Below are 16935 nucleotides of genomic sequence, written 5' to 3'. Positions count from 1 at the left end.
ATGCAGAATGAAGATGATTTGAGAGGACTGGCCAAGACGATGGACTTTATGCGCGCCATCGCCATCCTCTTTACGGTAATCAACGGCTACTGGTTTTGTTACGAGGCTTTACACGAATGGAAGATTACCATAAGCGTTGCAGATACCATCCTGATGAACTTTCATCGAACGACGGGGCTTTTTTCTTCCATCCTTTGGACAAAGCTCTTTGCTGTGGTATTCCTCGGACTTTCCTGTCTGGGAACGAAAGGTGTCAAGGAAGAACGGATCACCCGGCGCAGGATCGGGGTGGTATTGAGTGCCGGAGCAGCTCTCTATCTGCTGAACGGATGGATACTGAGCCTGCCGGTCGGCATAGACCTTCGGGCTGTCTGCTACCTCCTTACCCTGAGCGCGGGATTTATCTGTCTGCTGATGGCCGGCTCCTGGATCAGTCGCCTGTTGAAGCACAACCTGATGGACGATGTATTCAATGTGGAAAATGAAAGTTTCATGCAGGAAACCCGCCTGATGACGAACGAGTATTCGGTGAATCTCCCGACTCGTTTTTATTACCGGAAAAAGTGGCGCGACGGTTGGATCAATGTCGTGAATCCTTTCCGCGCGAGCATGGTGCTCGGTACGCCGGGGTCGGGAAAATCCTACGCGATCGTAAATAACTACATCAAGCAGCAAATCGAGAAGGGATTTGCCATGTATATCTATGACTATAAATTCCCCGACCTTTCCGAGATCGCTTACAACCATCTGCTCAGACATCGGAAGGCGTATGAAGTGCAGCCGAAGTTTTACGTAATCAGCTTTGATGATCCCAGAAGATCGCATCGTTGCAATCCGATCAATCCGGATTTTATGTCCGATATATCGGATGCTTACGAATCGGCGTATACGATCATGCTGAATCTGAACCGCACGTGGATTCAGAAGCAGGGGGATTTCTTTGTGGAGTCGCCGATCATCCTGTTGGCGGCTATTATCTGGTTCCTGAAGATATATGAGAACGGCAGGTATTGCACCTTTCCGCATGCCATCGAATTTCTGAACAGACCTTATGCGCAGATCTTTCCGATTCTGACTTCTTACGATGAGCTGGCCAACTATCTTTCACCCTTTATGGACGCATGGGAAGGCGGCGCACAGGATCAACTTCAGGGACAGATCGCTTCGGCCAAGATTCCGCTTTCGAGGATGATTTCTCCGGCACTTTACTGGGTAATGACGGGCGATGACTTCTCGCTCGACATCAACAACCCGAAAGAACCGAAAATCCTGGTCGTGGGCAACAATCCCGACCGACAAAATATCTATTCGGCGGCACTCGGACTCTATAACAGCCGGATCGTGAAACTGATCAATAAAAAGAAGCAGCTCAAAAGCTCGGTGATTATCGACGAGTTGCCCACCATCTACTTCCGAGGGCTGGATAACCTGATTGCTACGGCTCGTTCCAATAAAGTGGCAGTCTGTCTGGGCTTTCAGGATTTCAGTCAGCTTACCCGCGATTACGGAGACAAGGAGAGCAAGGTGATTCAGAACACGGTGGGAAATGTTTTCAGCGGTCAGGTCGTAGGTGAAACGGCCAAGACGTTATCGGAGCGCTTCGGGAAAGTCTTGCAGCAACGCCAATCGATGACGATTAACCGAAACGACAAATCCACTTCCATCAGTACGCAAATGGACAGCCTTATCCCGGCCAGCAAAATCAGCAACCTGACGCAAGGAATGTTTGTCGGTGCCGTTTCGGACAACTTCGATGAACGCATCGAACAGAAGATTTTCCACGCGGAGATTGTCGTGGACAGTGCGAAGATTTCCGCAGAAACAAAAAGCTATAAACCGATCCCTGTGATTGCAGCGTTTACGGACGAGTCGGGACAGGACAGCCTCAAAGCATCCATTGATGCCAACTACAAGCAGATAAAGCAGGAGATTCTCGCACTGGTCGATGTAGAAATTAAACGGATTGAGAATGACCCTGAATTGAAAGTTCTGAGAAAAAAAAGTTAGTTGCATATTAAAATCGAGACCAGCCAATCCAACATATTGTGCCACTCCGCCCAAAAACGACCAGTGTATGGAGCCGAAAGTACGTTCCACTTTATCTCGGTTTTCGGAAGAGTCGTATCCTTTGTCTGCATATACTGGGGTCTGCCGTAGAAGATGGGCTTTCTATAATGGGGTCTCAAGATGTTTGATGTCGCTTGTATTGACCGGTGTTGTCTCTTTGGCCCAAACAAGTCTGTTCTCATTCGTTACCGTATGACGTTTGTAACCGAAGTGCAACTTGCCCATCTTCTTAATCCAACGAAGTTTCTGAATCTACGTTGGGCTTGACAACTTCCTTTATCATCCCCTTTTCCGAGACTTCCTTGTTCGTGTTTTCATCCCTGTCCTCTACAACTCCATAAGTCTTGCGACCACGGGGTGAGGGGGCATGTTCGTGATACTCGCATCGACGATGGCAACCCACTTGATGATCCCCCCTCTTCTCTTCCAACTGACGGTTGATTTCACCTAGAACCCTATCATACAGTTCTGCCTCAACAAGGATGTTGCGGAAGCGGCAGACCGTAGTACTGTCCGGAGCTACATCTTCCATACCCAATTCCACAAAGCGACTGAAGGAAAGACAGTCATTGACTTAATCTTCCACCTCGCCATCACTCAAGCCATACCAAGTACGAAGAAGTTCTATCTTGAACAACTCCATATTGCCATAGCTCGGCCGACCTGCGTTTTACAACCTTTGGTGTAGGCTGCCTCTATGAGGCCGCGAATAGGCGGCCAATCTATGATCGTATCTATTTGAGAAAAGAATGTTTGCTTGACTTTACGCCGACCAAGGAACACGTCGGCAGAATTCGGAGTGGATGATGGTTGTTTCACAAAGTGAAGATACTAAAAATATTTGAATCAAGAAAATGTAAAAATGAAAGTTTTTGCATTTGCAAGAGTCTCAGTTTAGCATGCGATAAATGCCCATTTTTTGTTAAATGCACATAAAATATGTTTTTTCTGTTTTAGTTTACAAAAAAACATATATGTTTGAGACAAACGATGAGTGTTATCTCTTTACAAACCTCTTAAAACGTCGAAAAAGTATGAATCAAAAAAATTATTCCTCTCTTGGTTGTAATTGCTAATGTCGCTTACTTTCGCTCAGGCACATCCCATTCAAGTTACTACCACTTGCGGAGAAATTGTATGGCTTGATTCGGATAATTATGACAATGCATAGGAATTTCTCACAGATGTTATACATATAGATAGTCCACTTTGTGACCCAGAAAAATCAGAACCCCAAGAATGGGATGGATATAATTAAAATCTTTGTGATTATTGATTCGGTTTATATGAGCAAAAAGATATTTGAAAAAAAGGAGATGGATATTCCACCTCTATAATTCAAAAAAACAATTAATTATGAAACGTAAAATTGTAGCTCTTTCAGCCATTTTGCTGATGTCAGTTGGTGCAGCTATGGCGCACCCAATCCAAGTCACCACTTCTTGTGGAAAAATCATTTATGTTGAATCAGAGAACTATGACAACGTAGATGACCTTATTCACGATGTCTTGTTGATAGACTCTGTTCTTTGTCCGTAAAATTGTGTGGGGGCTACTATAGCCCCCACTATGATTCAATTATTACCATAAGGCTTATAAGTCTATATTAAAGTTTTTCGTCGTATCTTTGTGATTAAAAAAATATTTCTGATGAAAAAAAGTAATTCTTTTTTGTTTTTTGCTTTCCTGCTGACAGTTTTGGTTTCCAATAAATTAGAAGGACAAAACATCCAGATAAGGTCAGATAAAGCGATGAAATCTGACACCATCGCAAAAAAAATTTTGGATCGTACAACTTATAGAATTTTTTATTCTTATGATCATCAAAAAGATCCCCAAGATGCCAAATCCAGAGTAAGGTCATTGACCCTGCTTCAAATAGGGAATAAATATAATCGGTTTATGGATTATTTCAAATATAGAATGGATTCCGTCAACGATGTATCTGTCAAAAAGAAATTGCCTGTCGTTCAACTTATGCCAATGCTAACAAATATAGGGAGGCAGATAAAATTTAGGCCATCTGTCATACAGAATAGAGTTGAAAGAAAATGTATTACACAGCAGAATATCGTTCTTTCTGAAATATATCAATATGAAGAAGCTACTCCAAAAATTCAATGGGAAATGCTCAAAGGAGATACGATTATATCAGGTTATAAATGTAAAAAAGCAAAGGCGACTTTTCGAGGAAGAAAATATATAGCATGGTATTCACAAGATGTTGAAATGCCTTTTGGTCCATATAAATTTGGAGGTTTGCCTGGACTCATTTTCTGTCTGTATGATGTAGAAAAGCATTATATATTCACCCTCAATGGCTTAGAAAAGATTAAATATTATGACCCGATCTATTTATGGACTCGTAAAGTTATAAAGACAACTCGAGAGGATGCCCAGAAGATTCATAAAAACTTTTGTGCTGACCCAGTTAAAGCTCTTTTGAATAGTGGAAAAGATATAAATATTCCTAAAGAAACACAAGCGACAGTACAACCGTTACCTTACAATCCAATAGAACGAGAATAAAGTCTCAATTGGATAGCATCTTCTTTGACTGATTGTTTGCTCATGAATAGAATAATATACACTCTCTTCTTATTTCTTATCTCTAGTGCATTTATATATTCACAAGAGAATGAAATGAATATGCGTGTTACCATTTTGGATCAAGATAATCACGACCCTATTTCTGATGTTGTATGTCAGATCTTTGATAAATCAGATAATCTTCTTAGTTATTCAATGACAAATGGTAAAGGTGAGGTCATTTTGAATATAAAAACAAAGAGCTCGTATGTTATTTTTTCGCTATTGGGTTACGAAAAAAGCAAACTTCTTGTTTCTTCATTGAGTTTGCAAAAGAAGAACACAATCTTCTTAAAGCCAAAGAACCAGGAGTTAAAGGAAATCATTGTCAAAGCACCGCCCATTAGTCGCAAGAGTGATACGCTTGTTTATAATGTTTCTTCCTTTATAGGACAGCAGGATAAATATATAGAAGATATCCTCAAGAAACTGCCGGGGGTAACAGTGGGTGAAAATGGAAGTATCAGCTATCAGGGACGTGCCATCAGTAAGTTTTATATTGAAGGACAGGATTTGTTGGGTAATAGATACAACCAAGCCACGCAAAACCTTCCGGCAGAAGCCGTATCCCAAATTCATCTGATGGAAAATAATCAGAATGTAAAAGTATTGAAAGATCGAGTTTTTGAAGAGAGAGCAGCAATTAACATTAAATTAAAGAAAGGATATCGTATACGTCCTTTTGGTGAGTTATCTGGAGGAATAGGTGTCCAACCGACTATTTGGGAGAATAGGATTTTTTTAGCTCAGATTGGTGCAAGCAACCAATTGATGATAACTGGAAAAATGAATAACCATGGGGTGGATCTCTCTCAAGAAACAGAAGAACATCTTGATTTATCGAATGCAGACATGTACGAAGGTATTCCTTCTGGTTTTTTGAATGTAGGGGCTTCTTCACCTCCATTGGAAAAAGAACGTTTTCTGAATAACAAGGCATATTCCTGGGGAATGAATGACCTGGTCAAGACTGGAGAAAATTCAAGCTTCAGAGTGAACGTATTGGGGTATATAGATCGTATCCGTGAAGGCAATGATTTAGAGATTCAGTATGGTGGAGTATCTCCTGTAAATCTATATGAAAAAAACACAATAAAAAATGCCTTTCAAACATATACACCTATCTTAAAATATGAGTTAAATTCAGACAATACTTTTTTTTCCAATGAGTTTCGAGGAAGTTTTTCCAGATTTAATCAGCATAGAGGTGTCATATCAAATACCCAGGCTTTAGAACAAGAAGTGAAAATAAGACCTCAATATTTTCAAAACAGGCTTTCCTCAACTTTCCTTTTTGGAAATTCTTTGTTCAATCTGAAATCGTACGTCAGGTATTACAAAAGAGAAGAATTACTCCACTCTGCCGGATTAATGTATTCCCTTGACGAAACGTATAAAACTGGTATTTTTACTGTAAAGAACCGTTTGTCGACAACTATTCCTTTTTTAGGAAACAATTTTGACTTAGGATTTTTGGCAGACTTCAACAGAAATGATTATAAAAATGGTAATTCCTCTCTTGAAAAAAGGGCAGAAACAAAAGAAATAAATATTGGCATCTTGCCAATAATTTACTCTGTATATTCTAAAGGGCATATTTCTTTCTCTCTACCTGTAACATGGAACTCAGCCCATTTGGATTTTCAAGAAGCAAATTATCACGATGGTTCAAACTACTTCTCATTTTCTCCATCTTTAAGGATGAAACATGATTTTAATGAACACCTAGCATTCAAGTTTTCAACATTTTATTCTATGAATAACGATGTCGATGTTTATTATTCCGAATCTCCCCTATATAAAGATTATCGGATTATATATCACAGTTTGAATAAAATATACAGAAAAAAACGTCTTCAAAACTCTTTATCTTTGATATACAGTGATTTGGTAAGAATGGTATTCGCGAATCTGACACTAAGCCATTCATATACAAAAAATAGTTATTATAGAGATTATAACTATAAAGAGAAGGAGACTATCATAACTCCCGTAGACAGCATGAACCATAGGAATCTGATCTACGTTGGAGGATCCGTTGATAAAACATTTACTCATCTAGGCCTATCCATCAAAACAGGCATTGACTACACGCGAACGAATTATCTTGCATCACAATCTGGAACCCCTTTTAATAACACATCACATATATTGTCAATTTCTGCCAATTCTGTCTTCCAAAAACTCCGATGGGCGAAACTGATATATACCTTTACGGGAAATATAATGTGGCAGGACAATAAATTCAAACAGGTCAACGCCATTTCAAATTTACATAATGAGTTGAAATTTTTCTTTCTTGTAACGCCGAAAATCAATATAAATACTTACTATCAAAATACAATTAATGAAATCGGTAAATCTAAATATAAACATTCTAATTTTGTAGACATTGAAATTCAGTACAAGCCGACCAAACGAGTTGAGTTTTTAGGGAAATTAAATAATATCTTTAATAATGACAATTATATTATTACAAGTGTAATTGGGTTAAATTATCAATCCTATCAATTACCATTAAGAAGCCGAGAATTTCTTCTTTCCTGTCTCTTTCGCTTGTAAAAAGTATAGTTAGAAGATTGTTTCATTACTATTTTTCTATTTCTAAGATTTTCTTTTCAACAGAAAAATACTTGCTAGATATATGTGAGCAATGTATTTTTGAAGATATTTCCATTCTAATCCATTCTAAGGAACGCTAAGAAACCTATCGGTATCATTCCTGTTTGCCTCACGTATCTTTGCTGCGATAACCTTATAATCGCAGTAGTATATGGAAAATAATGCAGACAGCTACGTACTCGTTCTGGAGGATCGTAGCAGGGTTCAATCCCCCACCGAAGCGGGACACCTGTCCGTCGTCTCCTCCATGGATGAAGCCGGCCGGGTCAAGACCGTCGAACCGACGGAAGCCAATCAAACGGCTTTCATGAAATTCAAGAAGAACGACAGCGTACTCAAAAACTTCCTGTCGAATTTAGTCAAGCAGTTCAAAGACCCGACCCATTTCGGAGTATACCGTCTGGTTTCCGACCGTGCCGTCGAGTCGGTAGCCGAACTGAGAGACATGCTTGCCGGACGTGAGGAACCTCAGAACAAGGCTATGCTGGAAAGTATCCGGATGAATCTCGACGAGTTTGCTCCGGCACAGAAAGTACCCGCCATCGACGAGTCCAAAGTCGACTGGAAAGAGTTGGAACGTCTCGGATTGAGTCGTGACCGGCTCGAACAGTCCGGCGACCTGAACAAATTGCTCAACTGGCAGAAAACGGGTCTGGTCGGAATCTCCGTTCCTTTCGGAGAAACCTCCATCTATACCGAAGCACGCATCGCCCTGCGTCAAAGCGAAGACGGCAGCCTGGGGCTGGCCATCCACAGCATCCGCAAAGAGCCGCAGCTCGATTTTCCCTATATGGGCTATCGTTTCAGCGAGGACGAAAAAGCGACGCTGCTGCATTCGGGCAATTTGGGGAAACAGGTGGAGCTGACCCCCAAAAACGGCGAACCCTTCAAAGGCTACGTCTCAATCGACCCGTTGACCAATGAGCTGGTCGCCCTTCGTGCCGACCGCGTGATCATCCCGCAAGAGATTAAAAGCGTCTTGCTGACGGAACAGCAGCATCGAGACCTGACCGAAGGTAAGCCCGTGAAAGTAGAAGGTATGCTCTCGCGTGGCGGCAAACCGTTCGATGCCACGCTTCAGGTCAATGCCGAGAAAAGAGGCATCGAGTTTATCTTCAACGACAATCTTTCCTTCAAAGAACGCAGGCAACTCTCTCAAAAGCCGCAGACGGATTCTCCGTATGGCGTGCCGGCGACCCTCTGCAAGTATCAGCTGACCGAGAAACAGCAGAAAGCCCTTTCGGAAGGACGCACCCTGTATCTGAGAAATATGGTGGATAAGGAAGGCGAAATCTTCAGTGCTTATGTCCGTTACGACAAGGAGGAGCAGCGTCCCCGTTTTTATCGCTATAATCCGGACAAAAAGCAGGAACAGGTCGAAGCCGTGGCCGAAGGGCACAAGACACAGGTAGCCGTCAACAATGAAGGTAAGACGAACGAAGCTACCGGGCACGTCAAGGAACCCCTCAAAAGCGGTCAGGTGCACCCTGCCGAAAAACAACGGGCAAAACAGGAGAGCGAGGAGCAGAAGCAGCCTCGCAAAAGAGGGCGCAGGATATAGCCCTTTTCTCCGCTCTCATGAACCGCCGGACGAATGGGACGCCACCGTTCGGCCGATTATTTTATCTCAACCTTAACCATCGTATCCCATGAAATGTATCATTGCCGAGAAACCCTCGGTCGCCCGCGATATAGCCCGTATCGTCGGTGCAACGCACAAAGAAGAGGGCTGTTTCTCCGGAAACGGCCATGTGGTTACCTGGGCCTTCGGACACCTCGTTACCCTTGCGATGCCCGAAGCATACGGCTTCCCGACGTACAGCCGCGAGCAACTGCCCATTATCCCCGATCCTTTCCGCTTAGTCGTCCGACAGATCCGCAAAGGAACGATCTATACGGATGACCCGTCCGCCTTGAAACAGCTCGGTATCATCCGCAAGTGTTTCGACCGGAGCGATCGCATCATCGTCGCCACCGACGCCGGACGCGAAGGCGAGTTGATCTTCCGCCTGATCTATGCTTATTTGGATTGCCGCAAACCTTTCGACCGCCTGTGGATCAGCTCCCTCACCGATAAGGCTATCCGTGAGGGACTGTCCCGTCCGGCTGACGGCCGGCAGTACGACCGCCTATATCTCTCGGGCAAGGCTCGCAGTGAAGCCGACTGGCTTGTCGGTATCAATGCCAGCCGCGCCCTCTCCATCGCCCGCGGAGGCGCTTACTCCCTGGGAAGAGTACAGACACCGAATCTGTCGATGATTTGCCGCCGCTATATCGAGCACCGGGATTTCCGGTCCGTACCGTTTTGGAAAATTCATGCGCTGCCCACCGGCCTCTCCGTCAGGGCCATCGGAGAAACGACATACGAAAGCCGCAAAGTAGCGGACAGGGCGATGGAGGATCTGGATCCGCGCGAAGCACTCATCGTTTCGTCCGTTTCCGTACAAACGAATCCTGTGCCACCACCTTTGCTCTACGATCTGACTGCCCTTCAGAAAGAAGCCAACAAGCGATACGGATATACGGCGGAAAAGACGCTCTCGCTGGCCCAAAGCCTGTACGAGAAAAAGTGTACCACCTATCCCCGTACAGGCAGCCGGTATATCAGCGAAGACATCTTTGAAGAGATCCCTTCGCTATTAGAAAGTCTGAAAGATGATCCCGATTATGGCGATTACGTCGAAAAGCTCACTGCCGGTACACTTAACCGCCGGAGCGTGGACGATACGAAAGTAACCGACCACCATGCCATTCTCCTTACCGGAGAAAAGTCCGACAGCCTGACCCGCGACGAGGAGGTGCTCTACCGGATGATTACCGTACGTATGCTGGAATCCTTTTCCGAAGCCGCCATCGAAGAAACGCTGACGGCGACACTCGCTCAAAGGGAGCATTGTTTCGGGATAAAGGCGAAGAGGCGGGTTAAGTCGGGCTGGAAAGCCATCCGCGGATCGATGGAAGAGCCTGTAGAAGAAGGAGAAACCGTTGTGGACAGCTTTCCCGAATGGCAGGAAGGCGACCGGCTCGATGTTTTCGGATTCGAAATGACCGAACATCAAACAAAGCCCAAGCCCCTTTATACGGAAGCCACGCTGCTGTCGGCCATGGAGCACGCCGGACGGGAAGTTGCGGACGAAGAAGCCCGCAAAGCCCTCGCCGGTTGCGGCATCGGTACGCCTGCCACACGTGCGGCCATCATCGAGACATTGATCCTGCGGGAATATATCCGCCGGGAGAAGAAGACCCTTATCCCGACCGAAAAAGGTCTTTCCGTCTATAAACTGGTCGCCGGACGAAAGATCGCCGACGCCGAAATGACGGGAGCATGGGAAGTCGCTCTGGCTGCCATTGAAGCAGGCGCCATGGACGAACGGACATTCGGGAAGAGCATCGAAGTTTATACCCGTCAAATATGCGAAGAACTGCTGACGACAGCCGCCGGAAACACGGATGCTCATTACAAAACTTACCGCTGCCCGCTATGCGGGAACGATTCGGTACGGGTGTTTCCCAAAATCGTCAAATGCGTAACGGATGGTTGTGGGTTCAAAGTCTTCCGGGAGCTTTGCGGCACCCTCCTGAGCAAGGAATATATTCATGCCCTGATGACTGACGGATGCACTCCGCTACTCTGTCGGCTGACCGGCAAATCGGGAAAAACCTTCAATGCCCGCCTGAAGCTCGACAAAGATGGCGGCACCTCCTTCGTCTTCGATTCCAAACCCCGTAAACCTCAAACATAAAACGTATGGCATACCACAAGAAAGAGACGCTCCGGGGCAACATCGAAGCCATCCGCACCTTGCTTGCGGTCGAGAAGGAACATCGTCTGCCGACACCGGTTGAGCGAGAAGTTCTGAGCCGTTACAACGGTTTCGGCGGCCTCGCGTGCATTCTCAAGCCGGTCGATACGCTTGCCGACCGTACCCGTTGGGTCAAATCAGAACTGGAACTCTTCCCGATGGTACAGGAATTGAAGCAATTGATCTTCGGGGAAAGCGCAAGCGAGCGCGAAGCCCGAGGCCTGTGGGATAGTCTCAAAAGCAGCGTGCTTACCTCTTTCTATACTGATGAACGGATCGTACGGGCCATTGCTTTCGCTTTGAGGGATCATCGGATTCCTGTCGGAAAACTATTGGATCCTTCGGCCGGTATGGGTGTTTTTTCCCGCATACTGGCAGGAGAGCATACCGAAGTGACAGCTTTGGAGAAAGACAAAGCTACGGGGCGCATCCTGCGCCTGTTATCGGCGGATAATCCTCAACAAACAGTCCGTATCATCGGCTTCGAAGAGATCGAAGAACGACAGATGGGAACATACGATCTGGTGGCCAGCAATATTCCATTCGGAAATTTTGTCGTCTATGACCGGTCGTATGCCAAAGGGAAAGATACGGTCAAAAACGAATCGACACGGGCTGTCCACAATTACTTTTTTGTCAAAGGACTTGATACGCTCAAGGAAGGAGGGCTGCTGGCTTTCATCACATCGCGAGGGCTGTCGGACAGTCCGAAAAACGAATCGATTCGTCGTTATTTGATGGAAAACAGCCGGCTTATTTCCGCACTTCGCCTGCCCGACGGAATGTTTTCCGAAAATGCCGGAACACAGGCCGGAAGTGATTTGATCGTATTGCAAAAGCAAACAGGCAAAGGGATACGGACAGAGAGCGAAAAGTCCTTTACCCAAAGTGCTACGGTCTCCTATCAGGGAGAAACATTCACGGAAAATCCGCTGTTTGCCGGAGAAAATGCCGAAAATGTGCTTGCAACCCGGCGCTTGCCCGGAACGGATGCTTATGGAAAACCTGCGATGGTCTATACGCATGACGGAGGAATCGACGGTATCTCAAAGGAGTTGGGTGAAAAACTGTCGGCAGACATCAGGCAACATCTCGACCGGAAATTCTATCTGACGGGAGCAGAGACCGTACAACCAGCTACAGCCCCCGAAAGCGAAACACCCGACCGAACCACAGCGGAATCCATTCGTTTGGAAATCGACCGGCCGGATCAGGCCACCACACAACTGGAAACGCACCCTGTCGAAGAGGCGGGCCGTCTTTCTTTACCCGAACTTCCCGCCCATCTGGCAACAGCTCACCGGCTCATCACCAACGAATGGCTGCTCGATGAACTGGCCCGTACGCAGTTTGCGACTCCCCGTGAGGATCTCCGGCATGTGCAGGAGGGCGATATGATGCATATTCGTTTTTTGGGAACGGAAACGCTGGCCGTCTATACCGAAGGTCCGTATAAACGGGAAGATGGCAAAGTCTGGGCAGTTATCCTTGCCGATCCGGACGGAGAGAACAGAGGCCTCATTACCGTCCCTCATACAGATATAACGGCTATCTATCCCGTACGGATGTCACTCCGTGTGATGCAGATCAACCAGGCGGTCAAACGACCGACGGACGCATCATCGGAGCGTATTCTGGCGGAAGCGGAGAAACGGGGGTACATCCGTCGTCCGTCCGCTATGCAGGCCGAATGGATCGAAAGCGGACTTATCCGTGCCATACGGGAACTCGAGGGGCTTTCCAAACAGGAGTGGAACGAACGGAATCTGCCGGCGGCGGAATACCGGCTGCTCTACCCCGAACCCGACTCGGAACCGTCTCCCATGGAAGCGTTGAAACAGACACAGGAAAAGATTTTAAGCAAACAGCAGGATAAAACGATCCTGATTTTGATACGGAACGGAGACCGCTACGAAACGATCGGGGTGACAGCCAGGCGTTTGTCCGATACCTGTGGTCTTCGCCTGTCCGACCGCTCCGGAGAACCATATTGCAGCTTTCACAACCAACAACTGGATCAATACCTTCCTGTGCTGGTTCGGGCCGGTCATCGCGTAGCGATAGCCGACCGGTTTGAAAACAAACAGGAAGAGAAGCAACGCGTGTCTTCCCCCGAGCAAAAAGAACCGGATCATCCCGAAGAAAAAACGAAAAAAAACGGCGCTCTCTCCGACACGGAGGATGAACAGGAGCGAAAAGCCGGGCGGGAAGAGGCACGTCAGGCTTATGACCTGATGCCCAAAAGTCTTGCCGGACAGCTTCCCAAACTGTACGCTACCGAAAAAAGCCTTGTCGGGGACAAGGTAGCCTGTGCCCGCTACTTCCATCCCATGAGCGCCTATACCGCCTATCTGTTGGAGTACGATCCGAAAGAACGTGTAGGATTCGGCCTGGTCACGATGGGGTATGGCTGGGAGTTAGGCTATATGTCTTTGGACGAAATGAAGGAGGTCAAGGTAATGGGCCTGGGGATCGAACGGGATTTACACTTTACGCCAAAGGCTTTGCATCTGGTAGAAGAATTGAAAGAATATATCGGAGAACGGTATACCCATACGGAAGAACAGGTAATTGTGCACCGAACGGATAAAGCCGAAGCGAAGGCCTTGTCCGGCACATATCCGGCCGAAGAAGAAACGGACATCTCTCCCGAAGATATCCGGATTACGAAACACCGGTTGACTTTCGACCGCGACGGCATCCATGCACAAACCTTCGATCCGGTTTCAGGCGAAGCCATCGGAGATCGACAACCGATTCTTCCCGCTCCTGCGAGCGAACCGGCTGAAAAAACGTCCGAAGCGGTTGAAGAACAGGCCCCCGATGGTGTTCCGGTCATGACCCTGTTCAGGCAGTACGATACCCCGAACCGCCCTGTGCGGGGAGAAATACGCACCGATGTGGAAAGCCCGCGGGAAATGAACGGAAGAGCAGTCTATTTCGATGAAGAACATCATCCGGTAGAGTCGGTGGATCTTGACGTTCCTTCTCTTTTCCCTACCGGTGCCATTGAAACATGGAACCGGGAAGTGGAGCATTTCAATGAAGTGGAACGGGAACGGAAACCGACACCGGTCAAACCTCGTACCCAACGCCCATCAAGCCGGAAACAACAACCGACATCCGGTCAGCCCGATTTATTTTCAGGTCTGTGGGATACGCCCGCACTGACCGAACAGTTTCGTCAACCGCCCGCACCCCCTTCGTTCGATACCGCCCCTCGCCCTTACCTCTCGGTTATCGGCGAACACCTGCGTGACGGTTCCATTGTCCGCCCGGGCAAGCAGATCGGCTACCTCTCGCAGGTATCGGAGGGTAACCCCCTGTTTCATCCCGTGGATCTACCCTCGGCACAAATCGGCAGGCTGGCGCTCTATATCGACTTACGCGACACCTACCACCGCCTTTATGATTACGAAACGACCCGGGAGATCGAAGACAAAGAAACCCGAAACCGCCTGAATACCCTGTACGACCGTTTCGTCGGCGCTTACGGACATCTCAATGCCCGTAAAAACGCCGAACTCCTGCGTATGGATACCGGAAGCTCCGACATCTTCTTTCTGGAGCGAAGCCGGGACGGGCAGTATATCAAAGCCGACATCTTCGACCATCCGACGGCTTTCAGCCAAACGGCGCTCCGGACGGCGGAGACTCCGTTGGAGGCCTTATCCGCTTCGCTGAACAAATACGGAGAAGTCCGTCTCGCCTATATGGCCTCTCTTTTACCGGAACAGGAAGAAGACGAGATTGTCGCCGCGCTCGAAGGTCGTATATACTATCATCCCATAGAGCGAGGTTATCAGATCGCTGACCGGTTTATCTCCGGAAATGTCATCGAGAAAGCGGAAGAAATCGAACAATGGGTGTTACAGCATGGAGAGAACGAAGCTGTCAAGAAAAGCCTTTCGGCCCTGAAGGCAGCGATTCCGACACCCATTCCGTTTGCCGATCTGGACTTCAATTTCGGAGAACGATGGATTCCCTCCGGCATTTATGCCCGATTCGCGTCGGAACTCTTCGAAACCGAGGTTCATATCGGATACAGCGCACCGGCCGACGAGTACACGGTCAAAGCTCCGACGAAGAATCTGAAAATATCTCATACTTATGCGGTCAAAGGCGAGTTCAAAACCTACGACGGAATCAATCTGATGAAACATGCGCTTCACAATACCATTCCCGATATCAGCAAGTCGAAAACGGTTCTTGACCAAGAAACCGGAAAAGAGAAGCAGATCAAAGTACGGGACGGGGATGCCATCCAGCAGGCCAATACAAAGATCGAAGAGATGCGGGAGCAGTTCAGCGCATGGCTTGTCCGGCAGCCCGACACTTTCAAGGAAAAGCTTGCCGACCGCTACAACCGGCTGTTCAACTGTTTCGTAAGACCGCAGTACGACGGCAGCCATCAGACCTTTCCGGGTCTGGACGTAAAGGCATTGGGATTCGACGATTTGTACAAGAGCCAGAAAGATGCCGTATGGATGCTCAAGATGAACGGTGGCGGCATCTGCGACCATGAGGTGGGAGCCGGCAAAACGATGATCATGTGTACAGCCGCTTACGAGATGAAACGGCTCGGTCTGGCGAACAAACCGATGATTATCGGCCTAAAGGCCAATGTGTACGATATTGCCGCCACATTCAGCAAAGCCTATCCCAATGCACGTATTCTCTATCCCGGCAAAAACGACTTCACCGTCCGAAACAGGGCAAGGATTTTCAGCGATATCAGGAACAACGACTGGGATTGCATCATCCTGACCCACGAACAGTTCGGAGCCATTCCCCAATCGCTCGAAATACAGGAGGGGATTTTTCAAAAAGAACTCGACTCGGTGGAAGAGAATCTGGAAGTGCTCCGTCAGCAGGGACGGGAAATTTCCGGACGAATGTTGAAAGGGTTGGAAATCCGGAAAAAGAATCTGGAGGCCAAACTCACCCGGATTGCCGACGACATCGCCGAACGGAAGGACGATACGATCGATTTCAAACGGATGGGAATCGACCACCTTTTTGTGGACGAAAGCCACAAATTCAAGAACCTGACTTTTACGACCCGTCACGACCGGATAGCGGGGCTGGGCAACAGCGAAGGCAGTCAGCGTGCTCTGAACCTGCTCTTTGCCATCCGCACCATTCAGGAACGCACGGGCAAGGATTTAGGGGCGACCTTCCTTTCGGGAACGACCATTTCCAACAGTCTGACCGAGCTGTATCTGCTGTTCAAATACCTGAGACCGCAAGCGCTCGAAAAGCAGGGAATCGGAACGTTCGACGCATGGGCAGCCGTCTTTGCCAGGAAAAGCACCGACTATGAATTTTCGGTGACCAACGAGATTATCCAGAAGGAGCGATTCCGCACCTTTATCAAAGTCCCCGAATTGGGAGCGTTCTACGCCGAAATCTGCGATTTCCGCACGGCGAAGGACATCGGGATCGACCGTCCGGAAAAGCATGAAATTCTGCATCACATTCCGCCGACGCCCGAGCAGGAAGCCTTTATCCAAAAGCTGATGGAATTTGCCCGTACCGGTAATGCCGAGCTATTGGGTCGGGAGAAACTCTCCGATCGGGAAGAAAAGGCGAAGATGCTTATCGCTACCGACTATGCCCGAAAAAGATTCAAGAAATCTGTATCTTTCAGATAATCAATAAAATAAGAATGAATAAAGGGTAAATGGGTTACGAGATGGAAACGAGCGAGTTTCTTTCCCTTTCTTTATTCTGCATTGCCTCAAAGAACACTTAAATCTTATAATGCAAAGATAATCATTTTCCGATGAAATACAATTCTAAAATAAGAATTTTATACGAAAAAACAATTACTTTAAATATGTTTGTAGAGACA

The 16935-nt window shown here is 47.1% G+C and carries 7 protein-coding genes and 1 pseudogene; 7 read left to right on the top strand and 1 reads right to left on the bottom strand.

What is annotated here, in order from left to right:
• On the top strand, nt 1–2007 hold the full coding sequence (gene mobC, locus C3V43_RS12620) for a conjugal transfer protein MobC (protein ID WP_106070082.1): 2007 nt from the start codon (nt 1–3) through the stop codon (nt 2005–2007).
• Nucleotides 2008–2028: 21 nt separating this feature from the next.
• On the opposite strand, the pseudogene C3V43_RS15110 reads toward mobC, so the two are convergent.
• Nucleotides 2029–2886 (bottom strand): annotated as a pseudogene (locus C3V43_RS15110) (IS5 family transposase); the annotation flags it as partial.
• Between the two features lie 537 nt (nt 2887–3423).
• On the opposite strand from C3V43_RS15110, the gene C3V43_RS14710 reads away from it, so the two are divergent.
• The 6 genes from C3V43_RS14710 to C3V43_RS12590 all read left to right on the top strand — a co-directional run bounded on the left by C3V43_RS14710 (nt 3424) and on the right by C3V43_RS12590 (nt 16735).
• Nucleotides 3424–3606 carry a hypothetical protein gene (locus tag C3V43_RS14710; protein ID WP_021678309.1) on the top strand — a complete coding sequence of 61 codons (183 nt, stop codon included), beginning with the start codon at nt 3424–3426 and terminating at the stop codon, nt 3604–3606.
• Between the two features lie 111 nt (nt 3607–3717).
• Nucleotides 3718–4596 carry a GLPGLI family protein gene (locus C3V43_RS12610; RefSeq protein WP_023847681.1) on the top strand — a complete coding sequence of 293 codons (879 nt, stop codon included), beginning with the start codon at nt 3718–3720 and terminating at the stop codon, nt 4594–4596.
• 114 nt (nt 4597–4710) lie between these two features.
• The gene (locus C3V43_RS12605) at nt 4711–7218 is read left to right on the top strand and encodes a TonB-dependent receptor (RefSeq protein WP_129588765.1); all 2508 of its coding nucleotides are present in this window, start codon (nt 4711–4713) and stop codon (nt 7216–7218) included.
• A 211-nt stretch (nt 7219–7429) separates the two neighbouring features.
• A complete protein-coding gene (locus tag C3V43_RS12600; RefSeq protein ID WP_106070081.1) occupies nt 7430–8839 on the top strand; it encodes a DUF3945 domain-containing protein in 1410 nt (469 codons plus the stop codon).
• Between the two features lie 88 nt (nt 8840–8927).
• Nucleotides 8928–11021, top strand: coding sequence for a type IA DNA topoisomerase (locus C3V43_RS12595; protein ID WP_106070080.1), 2094 nt, complete (start codon nt 8928–8930; stop codon nt 11019–11021).
• Nucleotides 11022–11026: 5 nt separating this feature from the next.
• Entirely contained in the window at nt 11027–16735 is a 5709-nt protein-coding gene (locus tag C3V43_RS12590) for a helicase-like domain-containing protein (protein WP_106070079.1), read from the top strand.
• The last annotated feature ends 200 nt before the right edge of the window (nt 16736–16935 follow it).

This window comes from Prevotella heparinolytica (assembly GCF_002998535.1).
Taxonomy (GTDB): Bacteria; Bacteroidota; Bacteroidia; order Bacteroidales; family Bacteroidaceae; genus Bacteroides; species Bacteroides heparinolyticus.
This window is presented reverse-complemented; position numbering and strand designations above follow the sequence as displayed.

What these genes read in the sequence shown, in the direction of transcription:
- C3V43_RS12595 (WP_106070080.1), top strand. Translation starts at nt 8,928, where the DNA reads ATGAAATGTATCATTGCCGAGAAACCCTCGGTCGCCCGCGATATAGCC.
- C3V43_RS12605 (WP_129588765.1), top strand. Translation starts at nt 4,711, where the DNA reads ATGAATATGCGTGTTACCATTTTGGATCAAGATAATCACGACCCTATT.
- C3V43_RS12590 (WP_106070079.1), top strand. Translation starts at nt 11,027, where the DNA reads ATGGCATACCACAAGAAAGAGACGCTCCGGGGCAACATCGAAGCCATC.
- C3V43_RS12610 (WP_023847681.1), top strand. Translation starts at nt 3,718, where the DNA reads ATGAAAAAAAGTAATTCTTTTTTGTTTTTTGCTTTCCTGCTGACAGTT.
- C3V43_RS12600 (WP_106070081.1), top strand. Translation starts at nt 7,430, where the DNA reads ATGGAAAATAATGCAGACAGCTACGTACTCGTTCTGGAGGATCGTAGC.
- C3V43_RS14710 (WP_021678309.1), top strand. Translation starts at nt 3,424, where the DNA reads ATGAAACGTAAAATTGTAGCTCTTTCAGCCATTTTGCTGATGTCAGTT.
- mobC (WP_106070082.1), top strand. Translation starts at nt 1, where the DNA reads ATGCAGAATGAAGATGATTTGAGAGGACTGGCCAAGACGATGGACTTT.